Origin of the sequence: Oceanicaulis alexandrii DSM 11625 (genome assembly GCF_000420265.1) — a bacterium.
Taxonomy (GTDB): domain Bacteria; phylum Pseudomonadota; class Alphaproteobacteria; order Caulobacterales; family Maricaulaceae; genus Oceanicaulis; species Oceanicaulis alexandrii.
Genome location: NZ_ATUP01000001.1, coordinates 869,209 through 888,875, shown reverse-complemented (window position 1 = coordinate 888,875; position 19,667 = coordinate 869,209). Strand labels below are relative to the sequence as shown.

The following is a 19,667-nucleotide window of genomic DNA, read 5'->3' as shown; positions in this document are numbered from 1 at the left end:
GAAATAGAAAATTTCGATTGGGAAATGTGGCGCATTCAGGATTGCTGCCATTAAAATCTGCGGTGAAGTAAAGCTGAGACTTCAGGGTTGAAGGGTGTTCTGTAGTCGATATTACTGAAATCAACTTACATGTTTTCAGCTCAAAATAAATTCTATTCAGTCATGCTGCAATGCGGTGCTGTGCGGACTTATACTGATTTCGTATAGCGGGGCTTGAATTCTATGGCCTGAGCAAGCATTGTCATTTTCGACAGGGCCGGATGCGCCGGCCGCTCTGGGTTCGAGAGGCTTTCGACCATGCGCGATTGGACAGATGTAAACATCGATTGGGATGTTCTGGACGGCGAGAAATTCGCTGATGAACGTCAGGCGGCCCGCCTGCTGGACGACGCGGTGGGCCTCAGCCCGCAAGCGCGCCAGGCGGCGAGCGACGAGGCGGTCGATCTGGTCGAGCGCGCCCGCGCCACCCGTCATGGCGGCGGGTTGATGGAAAGCTTCCTGCAAGAATTTGGTCTCAGCAATAAAGAAGGCCTGGCGCTGATGTGCCTGGCCGAAGCCCTGTTGCGCGTGCCTGACGCCGAGACCGCTGACGCTTTGATCGCCGAAAAGATCGGATCAGGGGCCTGGGTCGAACACGCCTGGAAGTCCGATAACTGGCTGGTCAACGCCTCCACGCTGGGTCTGATGATGACCGGCTCCATCCTGAAGGTGGACAAGGGCGCTCAGAAAAACCCCGGCGAGTACTTCAAGCAAATGGCCAGCCGGCTCGGAGAGCCGGTCATCCGCACCGCCACGCGTCGCGCTATGGGCATTCTGGGAGAGCAGTTTGTACTCGGCCGCAATATCGAGGGCGCGATCAAACGCGGTCGAAACTGGAAAACTTACGGGTCGATCAAGCCGCTCTTCAGCTTTGACATGCTGGGTGAAGGTGCGCGCACCGATGCTGACGCCCAGCGTTATCTGCAGAAATACCGTGAAGCCATCAAGGTCGTCGCCGCCAAGCGTCAGACCGGCGGCGTGGAGGATGTGGATGGTGTGAGCGTCAAGTTGACGGCGCTGCACCCGCGGTATCAGGCGGTCAAGCAAGACCAGGTGATGGACGAGCTCTATCCGCGCGCGCTGGAGCTGGCGCAAGCGGCGAAAGCCGCTGATCTGGGCTTCAGCCTGGACGCGGAAGAGAGTGATCGTCTGGTCATTCAGCTGAAGATATTCGACCGGCTGGCGCGCGATCCGTCCCTGGCGGGCTGGGATGGCCTCGGCATTGTGATCCAGGCCTATCAAAAGCGCGCCTCCGCAGTGCTGCAGAAGCTGATCGAGCTCGGCCAGGATTGCGGGCGCCGTTTCATGGTGCGTCTGGTGAAAGGCGCCTATTGGGATACCGAGATCAAATTCGCCCAGATGAACGGTCAGCCCGATTTTCCGGTCTGGACCACCAAGCCGGCGACCGATCTCAACTATCTGGCCTGTGCGCGTCTGATGTTGGCGGCGCCGGACGCCATCTTCTCGCAATTCGCCACGCATAACGCTCACACCCTGTGCGCGGTGCGTCAGATTGCAGCCGAGACTGGCAACCCACCTTATGAGTTCCAGCGTCTGCACGGCATGGGCGAGCCGCTTTACGCTGCCGCCGCCCAAGCGTTCCCTGATTTGGGCAATGTGCGCGTCTATGCGCCAGTAGGCAGTCATGAAGACCTGTTGCCGTATCTGGTGCGGCGCCTTCTGGAAAACGGGGCGAACACCTCGTTCGTCAACGCGTTCCTGGATGAAGACGTGCCTGCAGCGGATGTGGCCGGCGGCCCGTTCAAGGCGGCTCCGACTCTGGACCGGCACCCGTTCATCTCCATTCCGCCCAAGCTCTATGGTCCGGCGCGCTTGAACTCCAAGGGCATGGATCTGACGCAGTCGGCGGTGCGGGACCGCTTGGCGGACGCTCAGGAGGCGTTTGACGCCGATGCGCCCTATCCGTGTGGGCCGATCATCAATGGCCAGGCGCTGACCGATTGGGGCGCGCCGATGACGAGCCCGGCCGATGAGAGCTTTCAGGTCGCGACCTTGCATGAATCCACGGAAGAGGATGTGGAGCGCGCGTATAAGGCCGCGCGTGAGGCCCAACCGGGCTGGAACGCCAGGGGCGGACCAGCGCGCGCGACAATCCTGCGCGATATGGCTGATGCGCTGGAAGCGAATACGGATCGCCTGCTCGCCCTGATGGCGCGGGAAACCGGCAAGACCTTGCTGGACGGCGTCGCGGAAGTGCGCGAAGCCGTAGACTTCCTGCGTTACTACGCTGTCGAGGCGGAGACCAAGTTCGGTGAGCCTGTGCGCATGCCGGGTCCGGCGGGCGAGACCAACCATCTGGGCCTGGGCGGTCGCGGCGTCTTTGTCTGCATCAGTCCGTGGAATTTCCCGCTGGCGATCTTCACCGGTCAGGTGGCGGCGGCTCTGGCGGCGGGCAATAGCGTGCTGGCCAAACCTGCCGAGCAAAGCCCGCTGATCGCGTTTGAAGCGGTCAAACTCTATCTCGAGGCGGGCTTGCCGGAAGGCGTGCTGCATCTGATTCCCGGCGACGGCAAGATCGGCGCGGCGCTGACCGGACTGCCGGGTGTGGATGGCGTGGCCTTCACCGGCTCTACCGATGTGGCGCGCATCATCAACCGGACGCTGGCGGCCAAGGACGGCCCGATCGTGCCGCTGATCGCCGAGACGGGCGGCCTCAACGGTCTGTTCGTTGATACGTCAGCCTTGCACGAACAGGTGATCGACGATGCGATTCTTTCCGCTTTCGGGTCTGCCGGGCAGCGCTGCTCGGCGCTGCGCCTGTTGCTGATCCCTGACGAGATCGGCGATCTTCTGATCGAGGGTCTGAAGGGCGCGATGGATATGCTCAAACTGGGCGATCCGGCGGATCCGGCCACGGATATCGGCCCGGTGATCGATGCGGACGCCTATTCCATGCTCGAAAGCCATGTGGAGCGCATGGCGTCAGAGGCGACGGTGCTGCACCGCGCGCCGCTGAGTAGTGAGCTGGCGGCCAAGGGGCGATTCTTCTCTCCGGCTCTGGTCGAAATCAGCTCCATGGATCAGCTGACGGATGAGAAGTTCGGACCGATCATGCATGTGCTGCGCTACAAGCGGTCAGAGCTTGAGGCCGTGGCGCGTCAGCTCGCTGACAAGGGCTATGGGCTGACCCTGGGCGTGCACAGCCGACTGGATCGATTCGCCGAGCGCGTGCGCGCGATCGTTCCGGCGGGCAATTGCTATGTGAATCGCAACATCACCGGTGCGGTGGTGGGCGTGCAGCCTTTCGGCGGCGAAGGCCTGTCGGGCACCGGACCCAAGGCGGGCGGCCCTCACTATATCTACCGGTTCGCATCCGAGCATACGGTCACCATTAACGTGGCGGCGCAGGGCGGGGACCCCGAACTTCTGTCCTTGGGTTAACCCGACCCCCAATAGGGGCATCGGCGCTCTCGCCAGATATCCACAAGAAACCGCATTTATCCCCGGGCCCGGACTCCTTAACGAGTCCGGGCCCGGAGCGTTTTCTGGTAGGACTTTGTTTACTAAAAAAGCGGCTTGGGGCCGGTTTGACCCGTTGACGGTCTGACCCGACCCAAGCACTATATGTTGCGGTTTCCGGGGGAAGCCGCACACCATGTATAGGTTTTTCTTAAGCAGCGCGCGGGAAAACGGCCTCTCGCAGGTCAGATGTGCGATGCTGAAATGGAGCGGGTAGAGATGACGCCTTTCGACCAAGCCCACGCTACCGGAGCTCGTGCACAGGAATCCGCTTCCAGCCTGCGCGGCAAGCCCAAAGCTGTCCAGCTCCGACTGGTTGATAAGGTTAAGATCGACCCCTCGCGCGATGCGCTTCTGACCGATTTCGGCAAGAAGACTCTGGTCGACCGTTACCTGCTGCCCGGCGAATCCTACCAGGACATGTTTGCGCGCGTTTCGACGGCTTACGCCGACGATCTCGAACATGCGCAGCGCCTTTATGATTACATGTCCAATCTGTGGTTCATGCCGGCGACGCCGGTGCTGTCCAATGGCGGCGCGGATCGCGGCCTGCCCATTTCCTGCTTCCTGAACTCGGTGGACGATTCGCTGGGCGATATCGTGTCGACCTGGACCGAGAATGTCTGGCTCGCTTCCAATGGCGGCGGCATCGGCACCTATTGGGGCAGCGTGCGCTCGATCGGCGAGAAGGTCGGTCAGAACGGCCAGACGTCCGGCATCATTCCTTTCATCCGTGTGATGGATTCGCTGACGCTCGCCATCTCCCAGGGCTCGCTGCGCCGTGGTTCGGCGGCGGTGTATCTGGACATCCACCACCCGGAAATCGAGGAATTCCTCGAAATCCGCAAACCCTCGGGCGACTTCAACCGCAAGAGTCTCAACCTTCACCATGGCCTCAACGTGTCTGACGCGTTCATGGAGGCCGTCGCCAAGGATGAGGACTTCGAGCTGATCTCCCCGCGGTCCGGCGAGGTGGTGAAAACCGTCAACGCTCGCAAGCTGTGGCAGAAGATCCTGGAAGTCCGCCTGCAGACCGGCGAGCCGTACATCCTGTTCTCCGACACCGTGAACAACAACATGCCCGCCCACCAGCGCAAGCTGGGTCTGAAGGTGCGCCAGTCCAACCTGTGTTCGGAAATCACCCTGCCGACCGGCGTGGACCACCTGGGCAATGACCGCACGGCCGTGTGCTGCCTGTCCTCTCTGAACGCCGAGAAATTCCTCGAGTGGAAAGACGATCCGCGTTTCCTCGAAGATATCTTCCGTTTCCTCGACAATATCTTGCAGGACTTCATCGAGCGTGCGCCTGATGAGATGGAGCGCGCGAAGTACTCCGCCGCGCGTGAACGCTCCGTCGGTCTGGGGCTGATGGGCTTCCACTCCTTCCTGCAGCGTTTGAACGTGCCGTTTGAATCCGCCATGGCCCAGTCCTGGAACAAGCGCATGTTCCAGCATATCCGCCAGGGCGCGGACAAAGCCTCGGTCAAGCTGGCTGAAGAGCGCGGCGCCTGTCCCGATGCGGGCGAGAACGGCGTCAAGGCGCGCTTCTCTCACAAGCTGGCGATCGCGCCGACCGCGTCGATCTCCATCATTTGCGGCGGCACGTCTGCAGGCATCGAGCCGATCCCGGCCAATGTCTACACGCACAAGACCTTGTCAGGCTCCTTCACCGTCAAGAACCCGTATCTCGAACAGGTGCTGGAGGAGAAGGGGCAGAACACGCCGACCATCTGGTCTTCCATTCTCGAGCATGAAGGCTCGGTCCAGCATCTGGATTGCCTCGATGAGCTTGAAAAAGACGTGTTCAAGACCGCGTTCGAGCTCGACCAGCGCTGGGTCATCGAGCACGCCGCTGATCGTTCGCCCTATATCTGCCAGGCTCAATCGCTGAACCTGTTCCTGCCAGGTGATGTGAACAAATGGGATCTGCATATGCTGCATTGGTCGGCTTGGGAGAAGGGCGTCAAATCGCTCTACTATTGCCGCTCCAAATCGGTGCAGCGCGCCGCCTATGCGGGATCGGGCGAGAAAGACGAGATGTCCAAAGCCATGGGGGACGCCGCTCCCAAGGATTATGACGAGTGTCTCGCCTGTCAGTAGCATCAGGTTTTTTGTGAATATTGTAAGAACCCCGGCCTCGCGCCGGGGTTTTTCATTGTATCTGCATGAAAGAATTGAGCTTATATATTTTATGATCTGTTAACCCTAAAGAAGCCTCCTTGATCTCAATATGGCCATTGTTCATGCTATGATTTGAACATCGCAGGTTGAAGCCGATGGGGACCGGTATGACCACGCCTAACGCAAGCACAGTGCTAAAACCGACTCAGGGCTATGCAGCTCTGGTGGGTGGGTGCGCGGCGGCGTGCCTGGTCTCTCTATCTTCTTTCGGCGCAAGCGCTTTCGCCCAGCAGGTGCAGGCGTCCCAGGAAATGCGCGCGATGATTTTAGGCCCGCTTCAGGCCGAGTTGTCGCAGCCTCGAGCTAATCCTGGCGGTTCGCGCTACACGTCTTCTCAGACCCTGGGCTGGTCGCCGAGCTATACCGATTTCATCGGTTCTGATTCGCAGTCTGCAATGCCGGATGCGGCGCGTCTGGCCGGGGTCGCACTCAGCGTTCGCTCCGACAGCGCCGCCATGGAAGGGTTTTCAGCGCTCTATCAAGCTGGAACGACTTTGATGCAAACACCGCAGGGGGGGCGTATTTCGGTCTCTCTGTTTGACGGACGAGCGCCGGATGCCGCTCTGTCAGCGCTCTCTGAATCCTATGCCGACATTGCAGGCAGCACGCTTGATCCCGCTGGCCGGTCAGCGAGCCGCATGACCTTGCGCTATGAAAATACGTTTGACGCCCGCGGCGGTCTGGACGGGCTGGATGTTGGCGTCGCGCCTCGCGCCGGCGTCTCCATCGGTCAGGACGGCCCTGCGGCAGAAGCGGGCGCGACCGTCCGGCTTGGCCAGTATCTCGATGAAGGGTTTGGGGCGGATCGTCCTGCCTGGTGGTTCTTCGCCGGCGCTGACCAGCAAGCCCTGATGTATGATCCGGGCGCCGGATTTAACATGCGCAATGCGTTCGCCATGGGTCCCTATGCGACGGTGGGCGACGCGCAGGCCGGTGTTGCGGCGCGGTTTGGCGGCGCGGATCTGTCCTTCGCCTATATCCAGCGCGAAACACGCTATGCCTTGCCCAATGAATCCTGGGAAACATCTGAAGGATTTGCGGCGTTCTCATTGACGCTGCGGCGGTAAGGCTGGACGCATGCGTCTTTCGGCGCGTGTCAGAGGGGCGTGCATTGAGAGTGTCAAGGTTTGCGGCTCTGCTCACCCTGTGTTGGTGTTTGGTCGTTGGAGCCAGCGCAGCACGCGCCTCGGACTTTCCCGACTTTCCGGAACTCTTTCAGCCTGAAGACGGTGAGGTGCTGACTGTCGTCATTGAAAACGACATGTTTGGCGGCACGGATCGGCATTACACCAACGGCCTGCGGCTTGAATGGGTGTCAGCTGCAGAGGCGGTGAGCCCCTGGCTGTTGCACGCCGCTCGCACCCAGCCTTTCGTCCAGCTCAAGGGCGCGACCCTGCGTGAAGGCTATGCGCTGGCGCATACGCTCTACACAGCCAGTGATATTACGGTGGAGACCCCGCCGCTCGATGACCACCCCTATGCCGCTCATCTCAGCCTGAACTGGTTTGCGTCTGCCCGAACGGCCAATAGCGAACACACCATTCTCATTGATGTGGGCCTGATCGGGCCAAGCGCGCAGGGTGAGTTTGTTCAGTCGCGCTGGCACCAGCTGATCGACGGCAAGGAGCCGCGCGGCTGGGGTGCGCAATTGCATGATGAGCTGGTGTTCGCCATTTCGGGCCAGCGGACCGAACGCCTGCATCAATGGGAGGTCGGCTCATACCGGGCGGATCTGATGGGCCATGGCGGTTTGACCTTGGGCACATTGCGCACGGATCTGTCTGTGGGCGCGACAGTGCGATTCGGAACGGATCTGCAGGACTCTTTCGCGCCGCCGCGGATGCGCCCGGCCTTGTCCCCCTCCAGCATCTTTACGCCGAACCAGCCGGTGTCCGCCTATGTGTTCGCGAGCGTAGGCGGCTATGCCGTGGGGCGCGATATTTTCCTCGACGGCAACACGTTCCGCGACTCAGCCTCTGTGGCGCGCAAAATCTGGGTCGGGGATGTGCAAGCGGGCGCAGCGCTCCATATCAACCACTACCGACTGGCCTTTACCTATGTGGTGCGAAGCGAGCAGTATGCCGGGCAGAACGGGCCGCAACGGTTCGGCGCGATTGCGCTGTCACGCGCCTTCTAGCCGACCCGGTCACTTGAGTCGTTTGGGGTCAAGTTTCTTCCAGCGTGGAAAACCCGATTAATACACTGGAAACCAGACTCGTTGTGACACAATATCTAGTGGACCTGAGGGGCTAAAGCGCTATCTGTCGTGCCTGCAGCGCTATGCAGCCCTTGAATGATCGCCAGAGCCGAGAAAGAAATCGCCATGCTATCCGTCGCTTCAGACCGTCCGGGCCTTTTGTCTCCCAGCCTGACCTACAAGCCGTTCCGCTATCCGTGGGCGTATGACTTCTGGAAAATTCAGTCCCAGGTTCACTGGCTGCCTGAAGAAGTGCCGCTGGGCGAGGACTGCAAGGACTGGGCGACTAAGCTGACCGACAAGGAGCGCAATCTGCTGACGCAGATCTTCCGCTTTTTCACCCAGTCAGACGTGGAAGTCGGCGCGAACTACATGGAAAACTACATGCCGCTCTTCAAGCCGGTTGAAGTGCGCATGATGCTCGCCTCCTTCTCCAATATGGAGACGATCCATATCGCAGCCTATGCGCTGCTGCTGGAAACCATCGGCATGCCTGACACCGAATTCTCCGCCTTCATGGAGTATGAGGAAATGGCGGCCAAGCATGACTATCTGGGCAAGTTCGGCTGCGACACCGAGAAAGATATTCTCACGTCGATGGCGGTGTTCGGCGGCTTTACCGAAGGCCTGCAATTGTTCGCCAGCTTCGCGATGCTGATGAATTTCCCGCGCTTCAACAAGATGAAGGGCATGGGGCAGATCGTGTCCTGGTCGGTGCGCGATGAATCGCTGCACTGCGAAGGCATGATGAAGCTGTTCCACACCTTCGCCGAAGAAACCGGCGCACTGACCAAATCGGTCAAGGACGACATCGCCGATTGCTGCCAGACCGTGGTCAAGCTTGAAGACAAGTTCATCGATCTGGCGTTTGAAGCGGGTGAAGTCGAAGGCATGACGCCTGAGGACATCAAGACCTACATCCGCTACATCGCCGACTGGCGGATGAAGCAGATGAAGCTGCCCACGATTTACGGTGTCAAAGAGCACCCGCTTCCGTGGCTGTCTGAAATCCTGAACGGGGTCGAGCACGCGAACTTCTTTGAAGCGCGCGCGACCGAATACTCCAAGGGCGCGACCCAGGGTGATTGGCATGGCGATGCCGGCGTCTGGTCGAACTTCGACAACATGATGCTGAAGCGGTCCGTACACGGCGCGGCGACGCCGGCCGAATAGCGCTTGCGTCACAGCGTATTTTCAAACCCCGGCGGGTCCTCCTGCCGGGGTTTTTGTATATGTGTCACCGGCTCGTGATTGGGCGGGCGGCGTCTGGCCTTATAGGCTCGCGGTCATGACCACCCCAGATCATCACGTGTCGATCCGTTTCGGGCGCTTGAGCGACGTCTCCGCCAGTCAGCTCCTGACGCATATGAATGACCCGCGTATCGCCGCGCACCTGCCTTTGCTCACCCAGCCCTGGACCGATGAAGACGTGGCGGCGTTTCTCGCCGCCAAGCAGAAACGCTGGGGTGAAGACGGTCTGGGCCATTGGGCGATCCATGAGAGTGATCGCTATGTGGGCTGGGGCGGCTTTGAGAAAGAGGGCGAGGTCTGGGATTTCGGACTGGTGCTCACACCGGACGCCTTTGGTCTGGGGCGGCGGGTGTTTATGAAAGCGCTCGACTTCGCCCGGCAAGATAAGCGGATCAAGGTGATCAGCTTTCTGCTTGCGCCATCGCGCACGTCCTTGTCCGCGTTGACGCGTTATGGCGCAGTCTTTGTGGGCGAGGACGCCCATGCCGGGCAGCGTTTTCTCAAATATCAGCTGGACGTTCGCCCATAAAAAACCCCGGCGCGAGGCCGGGGTTCTTCAGATCAGATGCGTGACGCCTAAAGATTGACGCGGCGTGCTGATTGCAGGCTGTCGAGCACAGCCTTGGCGTCGTCGCCCGGCTTGCGCTTACGCTTGGCCTGCGGCTGGTAGGCCAGCTGGGCGTGGGCTTCGCAATAGGCGTTGCCGACGCCGGAATGGCGGCCGCAAAAGCGGAATTCAGTGTCGGTTGGGTCGCCGATCGGCCATTTGCACATGCCCTCGCGCAAAGTCAGCACCGTGGCGTATTCGCCATTGGGCAGACGGGCGGCGTCTTGCGGCGCGACCAGGGCTGCGGGCTTGGCCTCAGCAGCGACAGGCTTCGCCTTTGACGGGGCGGCGGCCTGCGGGCTGGCTTTTGCGACCACGGGTTTCGCAGCCGGACGCGGCGCGGGCCGGGGCGCCGGGCGACGCGCAGGGCGCGAGGGCGCCGCACGGCCTGACAGGCCCAGGCGGTGTACTTTGCCGATCACGGCGTTTCGGGTCACCCCGCCAAGTTGCTTGGCGATCTGGCTGGCGCTCAGGCCGTCAGACCAAAGCTTTTTCAGAGTTTCCACACGGTCTTCGGTCCACGCCATGGCGGTGCGCTCCTCGCCCAATTAAGCTCATCCACATATCCCACACCTAGTGATAGGGTCATTTGCTTGCCCTATATCTTGGGTGTGAACACGACATACAGTATCTCCTGAGCCGCTAGGCACAAGATGCCGACTTGATTCGTCCGTGGATAACTTCATCCGCACCGCATGGCCTGCACAGGGCGGCGGGAGCGTGCTAGATGCGCGTACAGAGCCTTAAGGGGAGTCGCTCATGTCAGATCAAGTCGCTTCGGCGCCGCAATCCACAGCTGTCTCCGACGGCCCCCGGCCACGCCGCCTGGGCGCGGTGAACTGGCTGGGCCTGTGGACGCTGTACAAGAAGGAAGTGCGGCGATTTCTGAAGGTCAGCTTCCAGACCGTCCTGGCGCCGGTGGCGACCACCTTGCTGTACATGATCGTGTTTTCGCTCGCGATCGGCTCGCGCCGCGGCGAGGTGATGGGCGTTGACTTCACGGCCTTCGTGGCCCCGGGCCTGATCATGCTGGGCATGCTCAACAACAGTTTCGCCAACTCGTCCTCTTCGCTGATCGTGGCGAAGGTGCAGGGCAACACCGTCGACTTCCTGATGCCGCCCCTGTCTGCGGCCGAGCTGGCGGCGGCCTTTATCGGCGGGGCGGTCACGCGCGGCGTGATCGTCGGGACGGCGACCGCTTTGGCCGTGGCGCCGTTTGTGGACATCACCATCAGCCACATCTGGGCGATGGCGTATTTCGGCCTCTCCGCGACCGCGATGATGGCGATGATTGGTCTGATCGCGGGACTATGGGCGGAGAAGTTTGATCATCTGGCGGTGATCACCAACTTCATCATCATGCCTTTGGCGTTCCTGTCGGGCACCTTTTACTCGGTCGAGATCCTGCCTGAACCGTTCTATTCGATCAGCCATGTGAACCCGGTCTTTTTCCTGATCGACGGCTTCCGTTACGGCTTTATCGGCAGTCATGACAGCCCGCTTCTGATCGGCTGTCTGGTGATCGCAGCGATCAATGCGGCGCTTCTCGCCGCATCCTATCTGCTGCTGCGCTCAGGCTGGCGCTTGAAGAGCTGACGCGTCTGGTTCTAGATCAGCACACTCATAATTTTCTCACCCCTTTCCACCCAGGGAGCCTTTTATGCCCAAGCCGTTGATGGACACCTATTCGCCGCCCAATCTTGATTTCGAACGCGGCGAGGGCGCTTATCTGATCGAGAAGAGCGGTGAGAAGTATCTCGACTTCATCTCGGGCATTGCGGTGAACGCGCTGGGCCACGCCCATCCCAAGGCGGTGGCGGCGCTGAAGGACCAGGCGGACAAGCTGTGGCACACCTCCAACATGTTCCGGGTGCCGGGTCAGATCGAGCTGGCTGAAAAGTATTGCCGGGACAGCTTTGCAGACCGGGTTTTCTTCACCAACTCAGGCACCGAAGCGGTGGAGTGCGCGCTGAAGTCGGCGCGGCATTACCACTTCGCCAATGGCCGCCCCGACAAATACCGCATCATCACCTTCACCGGCGCATTCCATGGCCGCTCCTATGGCGGGATCAATGCGGGCGGCAATCCGAAATATCTCGAAGGTTTCGGTCCAGCCATGGAAGGCTTTGACCAGGTCGAGTTCGGGGACCATGAGGCGCTGAAGGCTGCGGTGACCGAAGAAACCGCCGCCATTCTGGTCGAGCCGGTGCAGGGCGAAGGCGGCGTGCGCGCCATTCCCGATGTCTGCCTGCGCGGCCTGCGGGAGCTCTGTGACGAACACGGCCTGCTGCTCATTTATGATGAAGTGCAGTGCGGCGCCGGCCGGACCGGCAAGATATGGGCGCATGAATGGGCCGAGACGGCAAAGCCGGACATCATGGCCGTGGCCAAAGGCGTGGGCGGCGGCTTCCCGATGGGGGCTTGCCTGACCACGGATGCGGCTGGCGCGCACATGGTGGTGGGCACGCATGGGTCAACCTTTGGCGGCAACCCGCTGGCGATGGCGGTCGGCAATGTGGTCTATGACGAGCTCTCAAAGCCCGGCTTCATGGAGCATGTGGTCTCCATTTCCAACACTTTGCGCCAATCGCTGTCAGGCGTCGTGGACGCGCATTCCGACAAGGTCGAAGAGCTGCGCGGGCGCGGATTGCTGGTCGGACTGAAGCTCAAGGACGGCTTTGGCAACCGCACGCTTGTCGGCAAGGCGCGCGAACACCATTTGCTGATGGGCGCGGCCGGCGACAATGTGGCTCGGATGGCTCCGCCGCTGATCATCAACGAAGATCATGTGCGTGAAGCAGTCAGCGCCCTCGACAAGGCGCTCGGCGAGCTGCAGCCTGAGTAGTTAAGCGGAACGAGACGGACGTATGACTGATATGACCTCTACACCTGGCCCGGACTCCTTGGGGGCAGGCGACAATATCGTCCTGACGTTCCAGCTCGAAGGTTTGAGCGTGCGCGGTCGTTTCGTCCGTCTCGGAGAGACGATGGACACGATGCTGGCCGCGCATAACTACCCTGCCTCTGTCGCCCGTCTCGTCGGAGAATGTGCGCTGGTCGCTATCCTGATCGGGGATTCGCTGAAGTTTGACGGTCGTCTGATCGTTCAGGCCAGCGGCCCCGGCGCGACTGGACAGGCTGTGGAAGGCAATGGCGCGGTCGGCTTCGTCGTCGCGGATTTCGTGCCCGGGCAGGGCGTTCGCGCCTACGCCAAATATGACGCTGATCGCGTGCAGGCTCTGGAAGCCCAGGCCAGCGGCCCGCTGGGGCCGCTCGACCTTCTGGGCAAGGGCAATTTCGTCATGACGATTGATCCCGGCGAGAGCATGGAACGCTATCAGGGCGTCACCGCTATCGAGGGCGACACTCTGGCCGCCAGCGCCGAGCACTATTTCGCGCAATCAGAACAAGTGCCCACCCGGTTGCGTCTGGCGGTCGGCCAGCAAGTCATGGATGGCGGCAAAACCGTCTGGCGCGCAGGCGGCGCACTGATCCAGAAAATCGCCGCCGATGACAGCCGACCCGCAGAAGACGCCGAGTTTGATCATGCGCTCGCCCTGTTCAACACGATTGAGGATGACGAGCTGCTGGATCCGGAGCTGACGGCGGGGCGCGTGCTGTACCGTCTGTTCCACGAAGACGGCGTACGGGTTCAGGCAGAGCGTGAGGTGAAGCGCTATTGCACCTGCGGACGGGCGCGTCTGGCCAAAATGCTGGCGCGCTTCCCGGCTGATGACCGCGAGCATATGAGCAAGGAAGACGGCTCGGTTGAGATGACCTGTGAGTACTGCAAGAGCGAGTGGCGCTTCACGGCTGAAGAGATCGATGCTGCGGCCGTTGCAAACGACTGATGTCAGATGACTCAACGCTCTTTCAGCTCAGTCCTGATCTAGACGAATGCCGCCGTCAGGCGCAGGTCGCGTTTGAGAAATGGCGTCGCCAGCACGCGCGCGCCTTGCCCGCCGAGGCGCTGATCGAGCATGTGGGCGCGACCGCTGTTCCAGGTTGTGAAACCAAGGGTGATCTCGACGTCGCAGTGCGTGTCGCCTCGGCGGATTTCCCTGCGGCGTTGGCGTATCTGGACACAAGCCACCAATCCAATGTGCGCTCCGCTCGGCGCGAAGGGTTTGCGGCCTTTATAGCGCCCGGCTACGCCCTCGAAGTCGGCGTTCAACTCGTCGTGCGCGGCGATAAGCTGGATCAATTCAGTGCGTTTCGTGACGCCTTGATCGCGGACAAGGTTTTGGTGGCGCGCTATAACGCGCTCAAGCGCGCCTATCGGGGGCGTTCGATGGCGCAGTATCGTGACGCCAAGGCGGAGTTCATAAAGACAGTGCTCGGCGCGTGAGAGACAGCGTTTGCACCCGATAAGAGCGGTGCAGGCCTATGGTGGACATCCAGCGGCTTCAGGTCCATTAATGCCAACTCTCAAAGGGCTTAATTATCAAGTGAAGCAGTTCTGATGCAGCGTCCCAAACTGACTTTCCCGGACGATGTGGCGAAGTATGTCACCGAGGCCTACGAGCGCCATGATAGCATTCTGGAATATGGCAGCGGCGGTTCGACCGTTCTCGCCTCAGAGCTTGAGGGCAAGCATGTCGTCTCCGTGGAGAGTGATAGGGACTGGGCCGGAAATCTGTGCGCATTTCTGGAGCAGGCTGATGCTGTTCGGTCCATGCCGCGGGTTCACCACATCGATGTGGGTGAAACCGGAGCATGGGGTCGCCCTGTGAACCATGACAAGCTGCATCTGTTTCCCTGGTATGCTTTGGCGCCCTGGGTCATGCAATCTGACCGCACCCCTCAGGTTAGCCTGGTTCTAGTTGACGGACGCTTTCGGCCTGCGTGTTTCCTCGCCAGCATGGCTATGGGGCGGGGCGAGCTGGAGCTGATTTTCGACGATTATCTCGACCGTCCGAAGTATCACTTTATTGAAGAGTATCTGCGTCCCGAAAAAAGCATCGGGCGGGCTGCCGTTTTTATTCGTGATCCAGAAACTGATTGGGGTGAAATTGCGCTTCGCCACCAAGATGCTTTTTACGACGTGAACTGAGACAAGCCATGTCTATCACCGTATCTGCAGGTCGCACCCGGATTCCCGCTTCTGCGCTAAGCGCTTCAGTTCCGATGCCCGAGCTGTGCCGTTTACGGTTCCGGTTTGACTGGGCGGACGGATTGCAAGGCGCTGACGGCAAGATCGAGTTCGTGCATGGCGCTGTGGTTCTGGCGAGTGTTGACCTGGCGCAATACGGTTTCACTTCTATTGATATGATCATCCGGGGGCTGGATCCGTCGCATGAAATTTTGTGTGACTTTCAGCTGACGGGTGTGCCCGTTTCTTTTCCCGTCAATGCCGGGCTCGGCGTAGAGGCCGTGGGAACGCTCGAACTGCTCACATTCGAATCCATCCAAGATCCGGTTGGCGCACGCAGTCAGTTGGCGCTGGCGGCGCGTGATGTTTCGGAGCGGCTGGGCTTGCGGGGCGTCTATATGCGCGGGGAGCGACGCGAGCGGTTTGCGCACAGGGTTCTGGGCGCGATTGAGCAGCGCCAACCCTATAGCGTGGTGCGTCTGGGTGATGGCGAGGGGCGTATTCTGGGCGCTGGCGCCACCTTCAGCGCAGCTGAGGTCCTCACCCAGGTTCTGTACTATCATTTTGGGCCGCGCTCTGTAGAGCTGAACCGGGACCGGGACCGGGACTGGGTGCTCACGACGAGCGCAATCTTGCGCGACATGCTCCAGCAAGCCTGTAAAGGCGCCGATGAAATAGGTCTTCCTGTCTGGGACTTCTTCAGAGGCATCGAAGAGACATGCACATCCGGCATGGTCGCATACTCGGATGCGATGTTTTATGCGTTGTCACTTGATCCTCACTGGAAGGATGAAGACCGGATCGGAACGAATGTGTTTCAGCAACTCGCAGAAACGCCTGACTTCTTCCAGGCTGTGACTCGCAAAGCGGATCGGATCGTTCTGGTCGGACCTTGGGATCTGACGAGCCAGCTTCAGAGCGCGCTGTCTCCCAAAGCGTTGTCTTTCATTGAAGTGCCGCACCATCACACTTGGGGAGACGGCGATGGTTTCGGCCAATACCCTTTCCTTTGCAGCGCTGTGGACAAACGTATCGCATCGCTGGGAGATTTGCGCGGTTCTGTCTTCCTGATCGGGGCGGGGCTTTACGGCAAGCATTATGCGAATCTCGCCAAGAAACAGGGTGCTGTCGCTTTGGACATCGGTTCAGTTTTCGATTCCTGGGGAGGCAAGGGATTGCCCTATGCTGTAAGGAACCCTCGTTTGGGACTGGATAAGCTTACCTGACCCCCTATTCCTCATAAGGTGACCTACCATTGGTCAGATGAGGGTTGTTCAAGCCGTTAACGTCAATTTTCAGAGTGCGCGTGTGTCGTCTTTTCCTCGCTTTCGTTCCAATAGCAACCCGGTTTCAGACGCCTGGTTTGATCTCAAGGAGGGGCTGGAGCGGCACAGCCTGTGGATCAATCTGGGCCTTCAGGAAGTCAAACAGCTCTATCGCGGCTCCTTGCTGGGCGCGGCGTGGATCGTGGTGTCCTTCCTTGTGTTCGGCGCAGGGCTGATCTGGTTTTTCGGCGCTTTGAGCTCGACAGATGCACGTTGGTTCGCGGCCTATCTGCTGATCGGCTTGTGGGTGTACCAATACATCGCGACCGCGATCACCGGGGCCTGCACCGTCTTTATCGCAGCGGAAGGCTGGTTGAGATCGCAACGTTTGCCGATGAGCCTCTTCGCTTACAAACTGACCTTTCGCAACGTCTTCAACCTGGCTTTGACGGGATTGTCGGTGGCCATGGCGCTGGCTTTCTTGCGCCACCCGCTGACCTGGGGCGCGTTATGGACGATCCCGGCGCTGGTGGTGATCATCTACACCTCGGTCTGGGTCAGCTTGCTCTTGGGCTTCCTGACGGCGCGGTTCCGTGATTTGCAGCATATCGTCGCCACCATCATGCGCTTCGCCTTTCTGATGACGCCGGTCTTGTGGGTCGCGGACGAGCTGGGGACGCGCGGCAAGTTCGCCAATATCAATCCGCTGACCCATTTCATCGCCATTGTCCGGGAGCCGCTGCTCAACGGTCAGGTGGTGATGTTTCATTGGTGGGTCGTTCTGGCGATGACAGCGATCGGCTCACTGGTCACGTTCGCGGTGTTCGCGCGGTTTCGTCGCGATCTGATTTTCTGGTTGTAACGCCATGGCTCGAGTTCTTCTCAGAAATGTCGACGTCACCTTCACCTCGCGCCGGGTGAAGCGTAAGAACGCGGACACGGACACAGCGAGTGAAGAGCGGGTGTCCGGCGGCCTGATCGAGCGTCAGGGCTCGAACCTGAACGTGCACGCCATCCGCAACATGTCGCTTTTGCTCAAGCCGGGAGACCGGCTGGGCGTCGTCGGCCGCAACGGCGCCGGCAAGACCACATTGCTGCGCACCATCGCCGGCATCTATCCGCCCAAGCGCGGCATGGTGGCCGTGGATGGGCATATCGCGACCATGTTCAACATCGGCCTGGGCATGAACATGGACGCCACCGGATATGAGAATATCCGGCTGGCCGGCATCGTGGCGGGCAAGAGCCAGCGCGAAATCGAGGGCATGCAGGAAGACATCATCCGGTTTACAGGGCTGGGCGATTATCTGGACCTGCCGATCCGCACCTATTCGCAAGGCATGGCCATGCGGCTCAAATTCGCCTGCGCCACGGCGTTTGATGCGGATATCTTGCTGTTTGACGAATGGCTGGGCGCCGGCGACGCGGCCTTTCAGGCGCGGGCCAAGGAGCGGCTGGACGACATGGTCAAACGCTCACGCATCCTCGTGCTGGCGACCCATAACGTCAAACTGATGCAGTCGGTCTGCAATCAGGCGATCTTGATGCAGGAAGGCGTGATCACCCATCGCGGCGATGTGGATGAGGTGATCGAGCGCTCGAAGGCCCTGAACGCCTAGCCGCGCCAGAAGCGCGGCGCCAGCATCACGAAAATCACCATGATCTCCAGTCGGCCAATGATCATATTGGCCGTCATCACCCATTTCGCTGGGGCTGGCAGGTCCTGGAACGAGCCGGCGGGGCCGATGATCTCGCCCAGCCCCGGGCCCACATTGGCGAGCGTGGTGGCCGCGCCGCTGACGGCGGTCACAGGGTCGAGCCCGATCAGGCTCAGGATCGAGGCGCTGATCCCGAAAGTCAGAAAGAACAAGAAGAAGAACCCCAGCACCGAGCGTACCGTCTCGTCGGGAACGGTCTGGTTGCGGTAGCGGATGGGCTTGACGGCGTTGGGCCGCGCGTACTGGGCGATATAGGCGTTCATGGCCGAGGCTGCGATCTGATAGCGGAAGATCTTCACCGAGCACGTGGTCGACCCGGCGCAGCCGCCGATGAACATCAGAACGAAGAAAATGCCCGCCGCGCCCCCGCCCCAGAGCCAGAAATCAACCGAGGCGTACCCGGTCCCGGTCAGCACGGAGACGCCGTTGACCGCCGCGATCCGCCAGGCGGGCAGGTGCGCATGATCATGGGGGTCATGGACCACCAGCCAAAGCGTCAGCAGCACGGACGCTGTCAGCGCCACCATCAAGAAGGCCCGCGCCTGCGGATCGAACACCAACAAATCCGGCCGTCCCTGGGCGGCGCGCAGAAACAACACGAAGGGCAAGGCCGCCAGCACCATGAACACCAGAGCGACCAGGTCCGCGCCGCCGTCGACAAAGGCCCCGATGGAGCCGTCATGGGTGGAGAAGCCGCCCGTCGCCACTGTGGTCATGGCGTGATTGATCGCTTCAAACGGCGTCATCTCCGCGCCCAGATAGGCGAGAAAGCACAGGAAGGTCAGCACCAGATAGACCAGGCCGACCGCGGCCGCGATCTGACCGGCGCGCGGCAGGGCCTTCTCTGAATTGTCAGAGCTTTCAAGCCGGAAGAGCTGCATGCCGCCAATCCCGAGGAGCGGCCAGATCGCCATGGCGGTCACGATGATCCCGACCCCGCCGATCCATTGCAGGATCGAGCGCCACAGCAAGATGCCCGCGGGCATGTCCTGCAAGCCCGTCAGCACCGTGGCGCCGGTGGTGGTGATGCCCGAGGTGGCTTCAAACAGGGCGTCCGTCCAGCTGATGTCGAGGCCTGAGAGTTTCAGCGGGATGGCGGCGGCGACTGACAATACGATCCACGCGCCGCCCGTCAGCAGAATCGCGCCGCGCGCGCTGAGATCCTTGGTCGAGCCGCGGCCCATCAAGGTCATGATCCCGCCGAGCGCCAACCCCAGCCCGCCCGCGCCGAAAAAGGCGTGCGCGGCCTGGGCGTCGTCATTCAGGTCCGCGATCGCCGGCGCGAACATGGCGGCGGACAGGCTGGCGAGCATGACGCCCAGCACAAAAAGAACGGTGCGGCCCGAAGCGTTCACAGGATTTCCCGAAGCGGCTCTAGTGCAAGGTCACGGTGTTGAACGGAGAGTCCAGCGCAAAGCCTGGAATGACCGCGTCAAACTTCTCGCCATCCTCGGTGCGCATGGTGTAGGCGCCGCGCATGAAGCCTGACGGCGTGCCCAGCGGCGCGCCGGAGGTATAGGCGAACACCTCGCCCGGTTTGATCCGGGGCTGTTCGCCGACCACGCCGGGCCCGCGCACGATCTCGGTCTGGTTGAAGGCGTCGGTGATGCGCCATTCCCGGCTCATCAACTGGACGACCGCCTGGCCCTTGTTCTCGATCTCGATGGTGTAGGACCAGAAATAGCGCCCCTCATCGGGTTCGGACTCCTCGTCCCGAAAAGCCGGGCGCACGCGGATCAGAATGTCCCGAGTGACTTCTTCATACATGGGCGGGCCTTCCCTTAAAGAGCGAGCGCGTATCAGACCCAGATAGCGCCCATGGCTCAAGCAAAATAGT

General features: G+C 60.8%; 17 protein-coding genes. 14 read left to right on the top strand and 3 right to left on the bottom strand.

The genetic code is table 11. The features are described from left to right. The first annotated feature begins 297 nt into the window (after positions 1-297). The 6 genes from putA (at position 298) to G405_RS0104285 (ending at position 9,677) form a co-directional block, all read left to right on the top strand. Complete coding sequence (gene putA / locus G405_RS0104310) at positions 298-3,441, top strand: bifunctional proline dehydrogenase/L-glutamate gamma-semialdehyde dehydrogenase PutA (protein WP_022700274.1); 3,144 nt, start codon at positions 298-300, stop codon at positions 3,439-3,441. Between the two features lie 297 nt (positions 3,442-3,738). Next, a complete protein-coding gene (locus G405_RS0104305) occupies positions 3,739-5,619 on the top strand; it encodes a ribonucleoside-diphosphate reductase subunit alpha (protein WP_028284527.1) in 1,881 nt (626 codons plus the stop codon). A gap of 188 nt (positions 5,620-5,807) precedes the next feature. Further along, a complete protein-coding gene (locus tag G405_RS0104300; protein ID WP_160092497.1) occupies positions 5,808-6,767 on the top strand; it encodes a lipid A-modifier LpxR family protein in 960 nt (319 codons plus the stop codon). 89 nt (positions 6,768-6,856) lie between these two features. Further along, positions 6,857-7,837 (top strand): lipid A deacylase LpxR family protein, encoded by a 981-nt coding sequence (locus tag G405_RS0104295; protein ID WP_022700271.1) that lies wholly within the window; start codon positions 6,857-6,859, stop codon positions 7,835-7,837. A gap of 186 nt (positions 7,838-8,023) precedes the next feature. Further along, entirely contained in the window at positions 8,024-9,070 is a 1,047-nt protein-coding gene (locus tag G405_RS0104290) for a ribonucleotide-diphosphate reductase subunit beta (RefSeq protein WP_028284525.1), read from the top strand. A gap of 115 nt (positions 9,071-9,185) precedes the next feature. Beyond that, complete coding sequence (locus G405_RS0104285) at positions 9,186-9,677, top strand: GNAT family N-acetyltransferase (protein ID WP_022700269.1); 492 nt, start codon at positions 9,186-9,188, stop codon at positions 9,675-9,677. Positions 9,678-9,724: 47 nt separating this feature from the next. Here G405_RS0104285 and G405_RS0104280 read toward each other — a convergent pair whose 3' ends face one another. Continuing rightward, the gene (locus tag G405_RS0104280) at positions 9,725-10,282 is read right to left on the bottom strand and encodes a GcrA family cell cycle regulator (RefSeq protein ID WP_022700268.1); all 558 of its coding nucleotides are present in this window, start codon (positions 10,280-10,282) and stop codon (positions 9,725-9,727) included. A 232-nt stretch (positions 10,283-10,514) separates the two neighbouring features. On the opposite strand from G405_RS0104280, the gene G405_RS0104275 reads away from it, so the two are divergent. The 8 genes from G405_RS0104275 (at position 10,515) to G405_RS0104240 (ending at position 17,731) form a co-directional block, all read left to right on the top strand. After that, positions 10,515-11,351, top strand: a complete 837-nt coding sequence (locus G405_RS0104275; protein ID WP_022700267.1) for an ABC transporter permease — start codon at positions 10,515-10,517, stop codon at positions 11,349-11,351. 64 nt (positions 11,352-11,415) lie between these two features. Then, positions 11,416-12,600, top strand: a complete 1,185-nt coding sequence (locus G405_RS0104270; protein WP_022700266.1) for an aspartate aminotransferase family protein — start codon at positions 11,416-11,418, stop codon at positions 12,598-12,600. Between the two features lie 22 nt (positions 12,601-12,622). Then, a complete protein-coding gene (locus tag G405_RS0104265; protein WP_022700265.1) occupies positions 12,623-13,606 on the top strand; it encodes an Hsp33 family molecular chaperone in 984 nt (327 codons plus the stop codon). Then, positions 13,606-14,103, top strand: a complete 498-nt coding sequence (locus G405_RS0104260) for a GrpB family protein (protein ID WP_022700264.1) — start codon at positions 13,606-13,608, stop codon at positions 14,101-14,103. The genes G405_RS0104265 and G405_RS0104260 overlap by 1 nt, the downstream gene beginning before the upstream one ends. Before the next feature lie 114 nt (positions 14,104-14,217). Beyond that, a complete protein-coding gene (locus tag G405_RS14955; RefSeq protein WP_022700263.1) occupies positions 14,218-14,808 on the top strand; it encodes a hypothetical protein in 591 nt (196 codons plus the stop codon). A 122-nt stretch (positions 14,809-14,930) separates the two neighbouring features. Next, positions 14,931-16,073, top strand: a complete 1,143-nt coding sequence (locus G405_RS0104250; protein ID WP_156861352.1) for a GT-D fold domain-containing protein — start codon at positions 14,931-14,933, stop codon at positions 16,071-16,073. A gap of 82 nt (positions 16,074-16,155) precedes the next feature. Continuing rightward, positions 16,156-16,974, top strand: coding sequence for an ABC transporter permease (locus tag G405_RS0104245; protein WP_022700261.1), 819 nt, complete (start codon positions 16,156-16,158; stop codon positions 16,972-16,974). Between the two features lie 4 nt (positions 16,975-16,978). After that, entirely contained in the window at positions 16,979-17,731 is a 753-nt protein-coding gene (locus G405_RS0104240; RefSeq protein ID WP_022700260.1) for an ABC transporter ATP-binding protein, read from the top strand. On the opposite strand, the gene G405_RS0104235 is transcribed toward G405_RS0104240, so the two are convergent. Both G405_RS0104235 and apaG read right to left on the bottom strand, forming a co-directional pair. After that, complete coding sequence (locus G405_RS0104235; RefSeq protein WP_022700259.1) at positions 17,728-19,185, bottom strand: TrkH family potassium uptake protein; 1,458 nt, start codon at positions 19,183-19,185, stop codon at positions 17,728-17,730. The two genes, G405_RS0104240 and G405_RS0104235, sit on opposite strands and share 4 nt — an antisense overlap. Before the next feature lie 19 nt (positions 19,186-19,204). Further along, entirely contained in the window at positions 19,205-19,597 is a 393-nt protein-coding gene (gene apaG, locus G405_RS0104230) for a Co2+/Mg2+ efflux protein ApaG (RefSeq protein WP_022700258.1), read from the bottom strand. Positions 19,598-19,667: the final 70 nt, after the last annotated feature.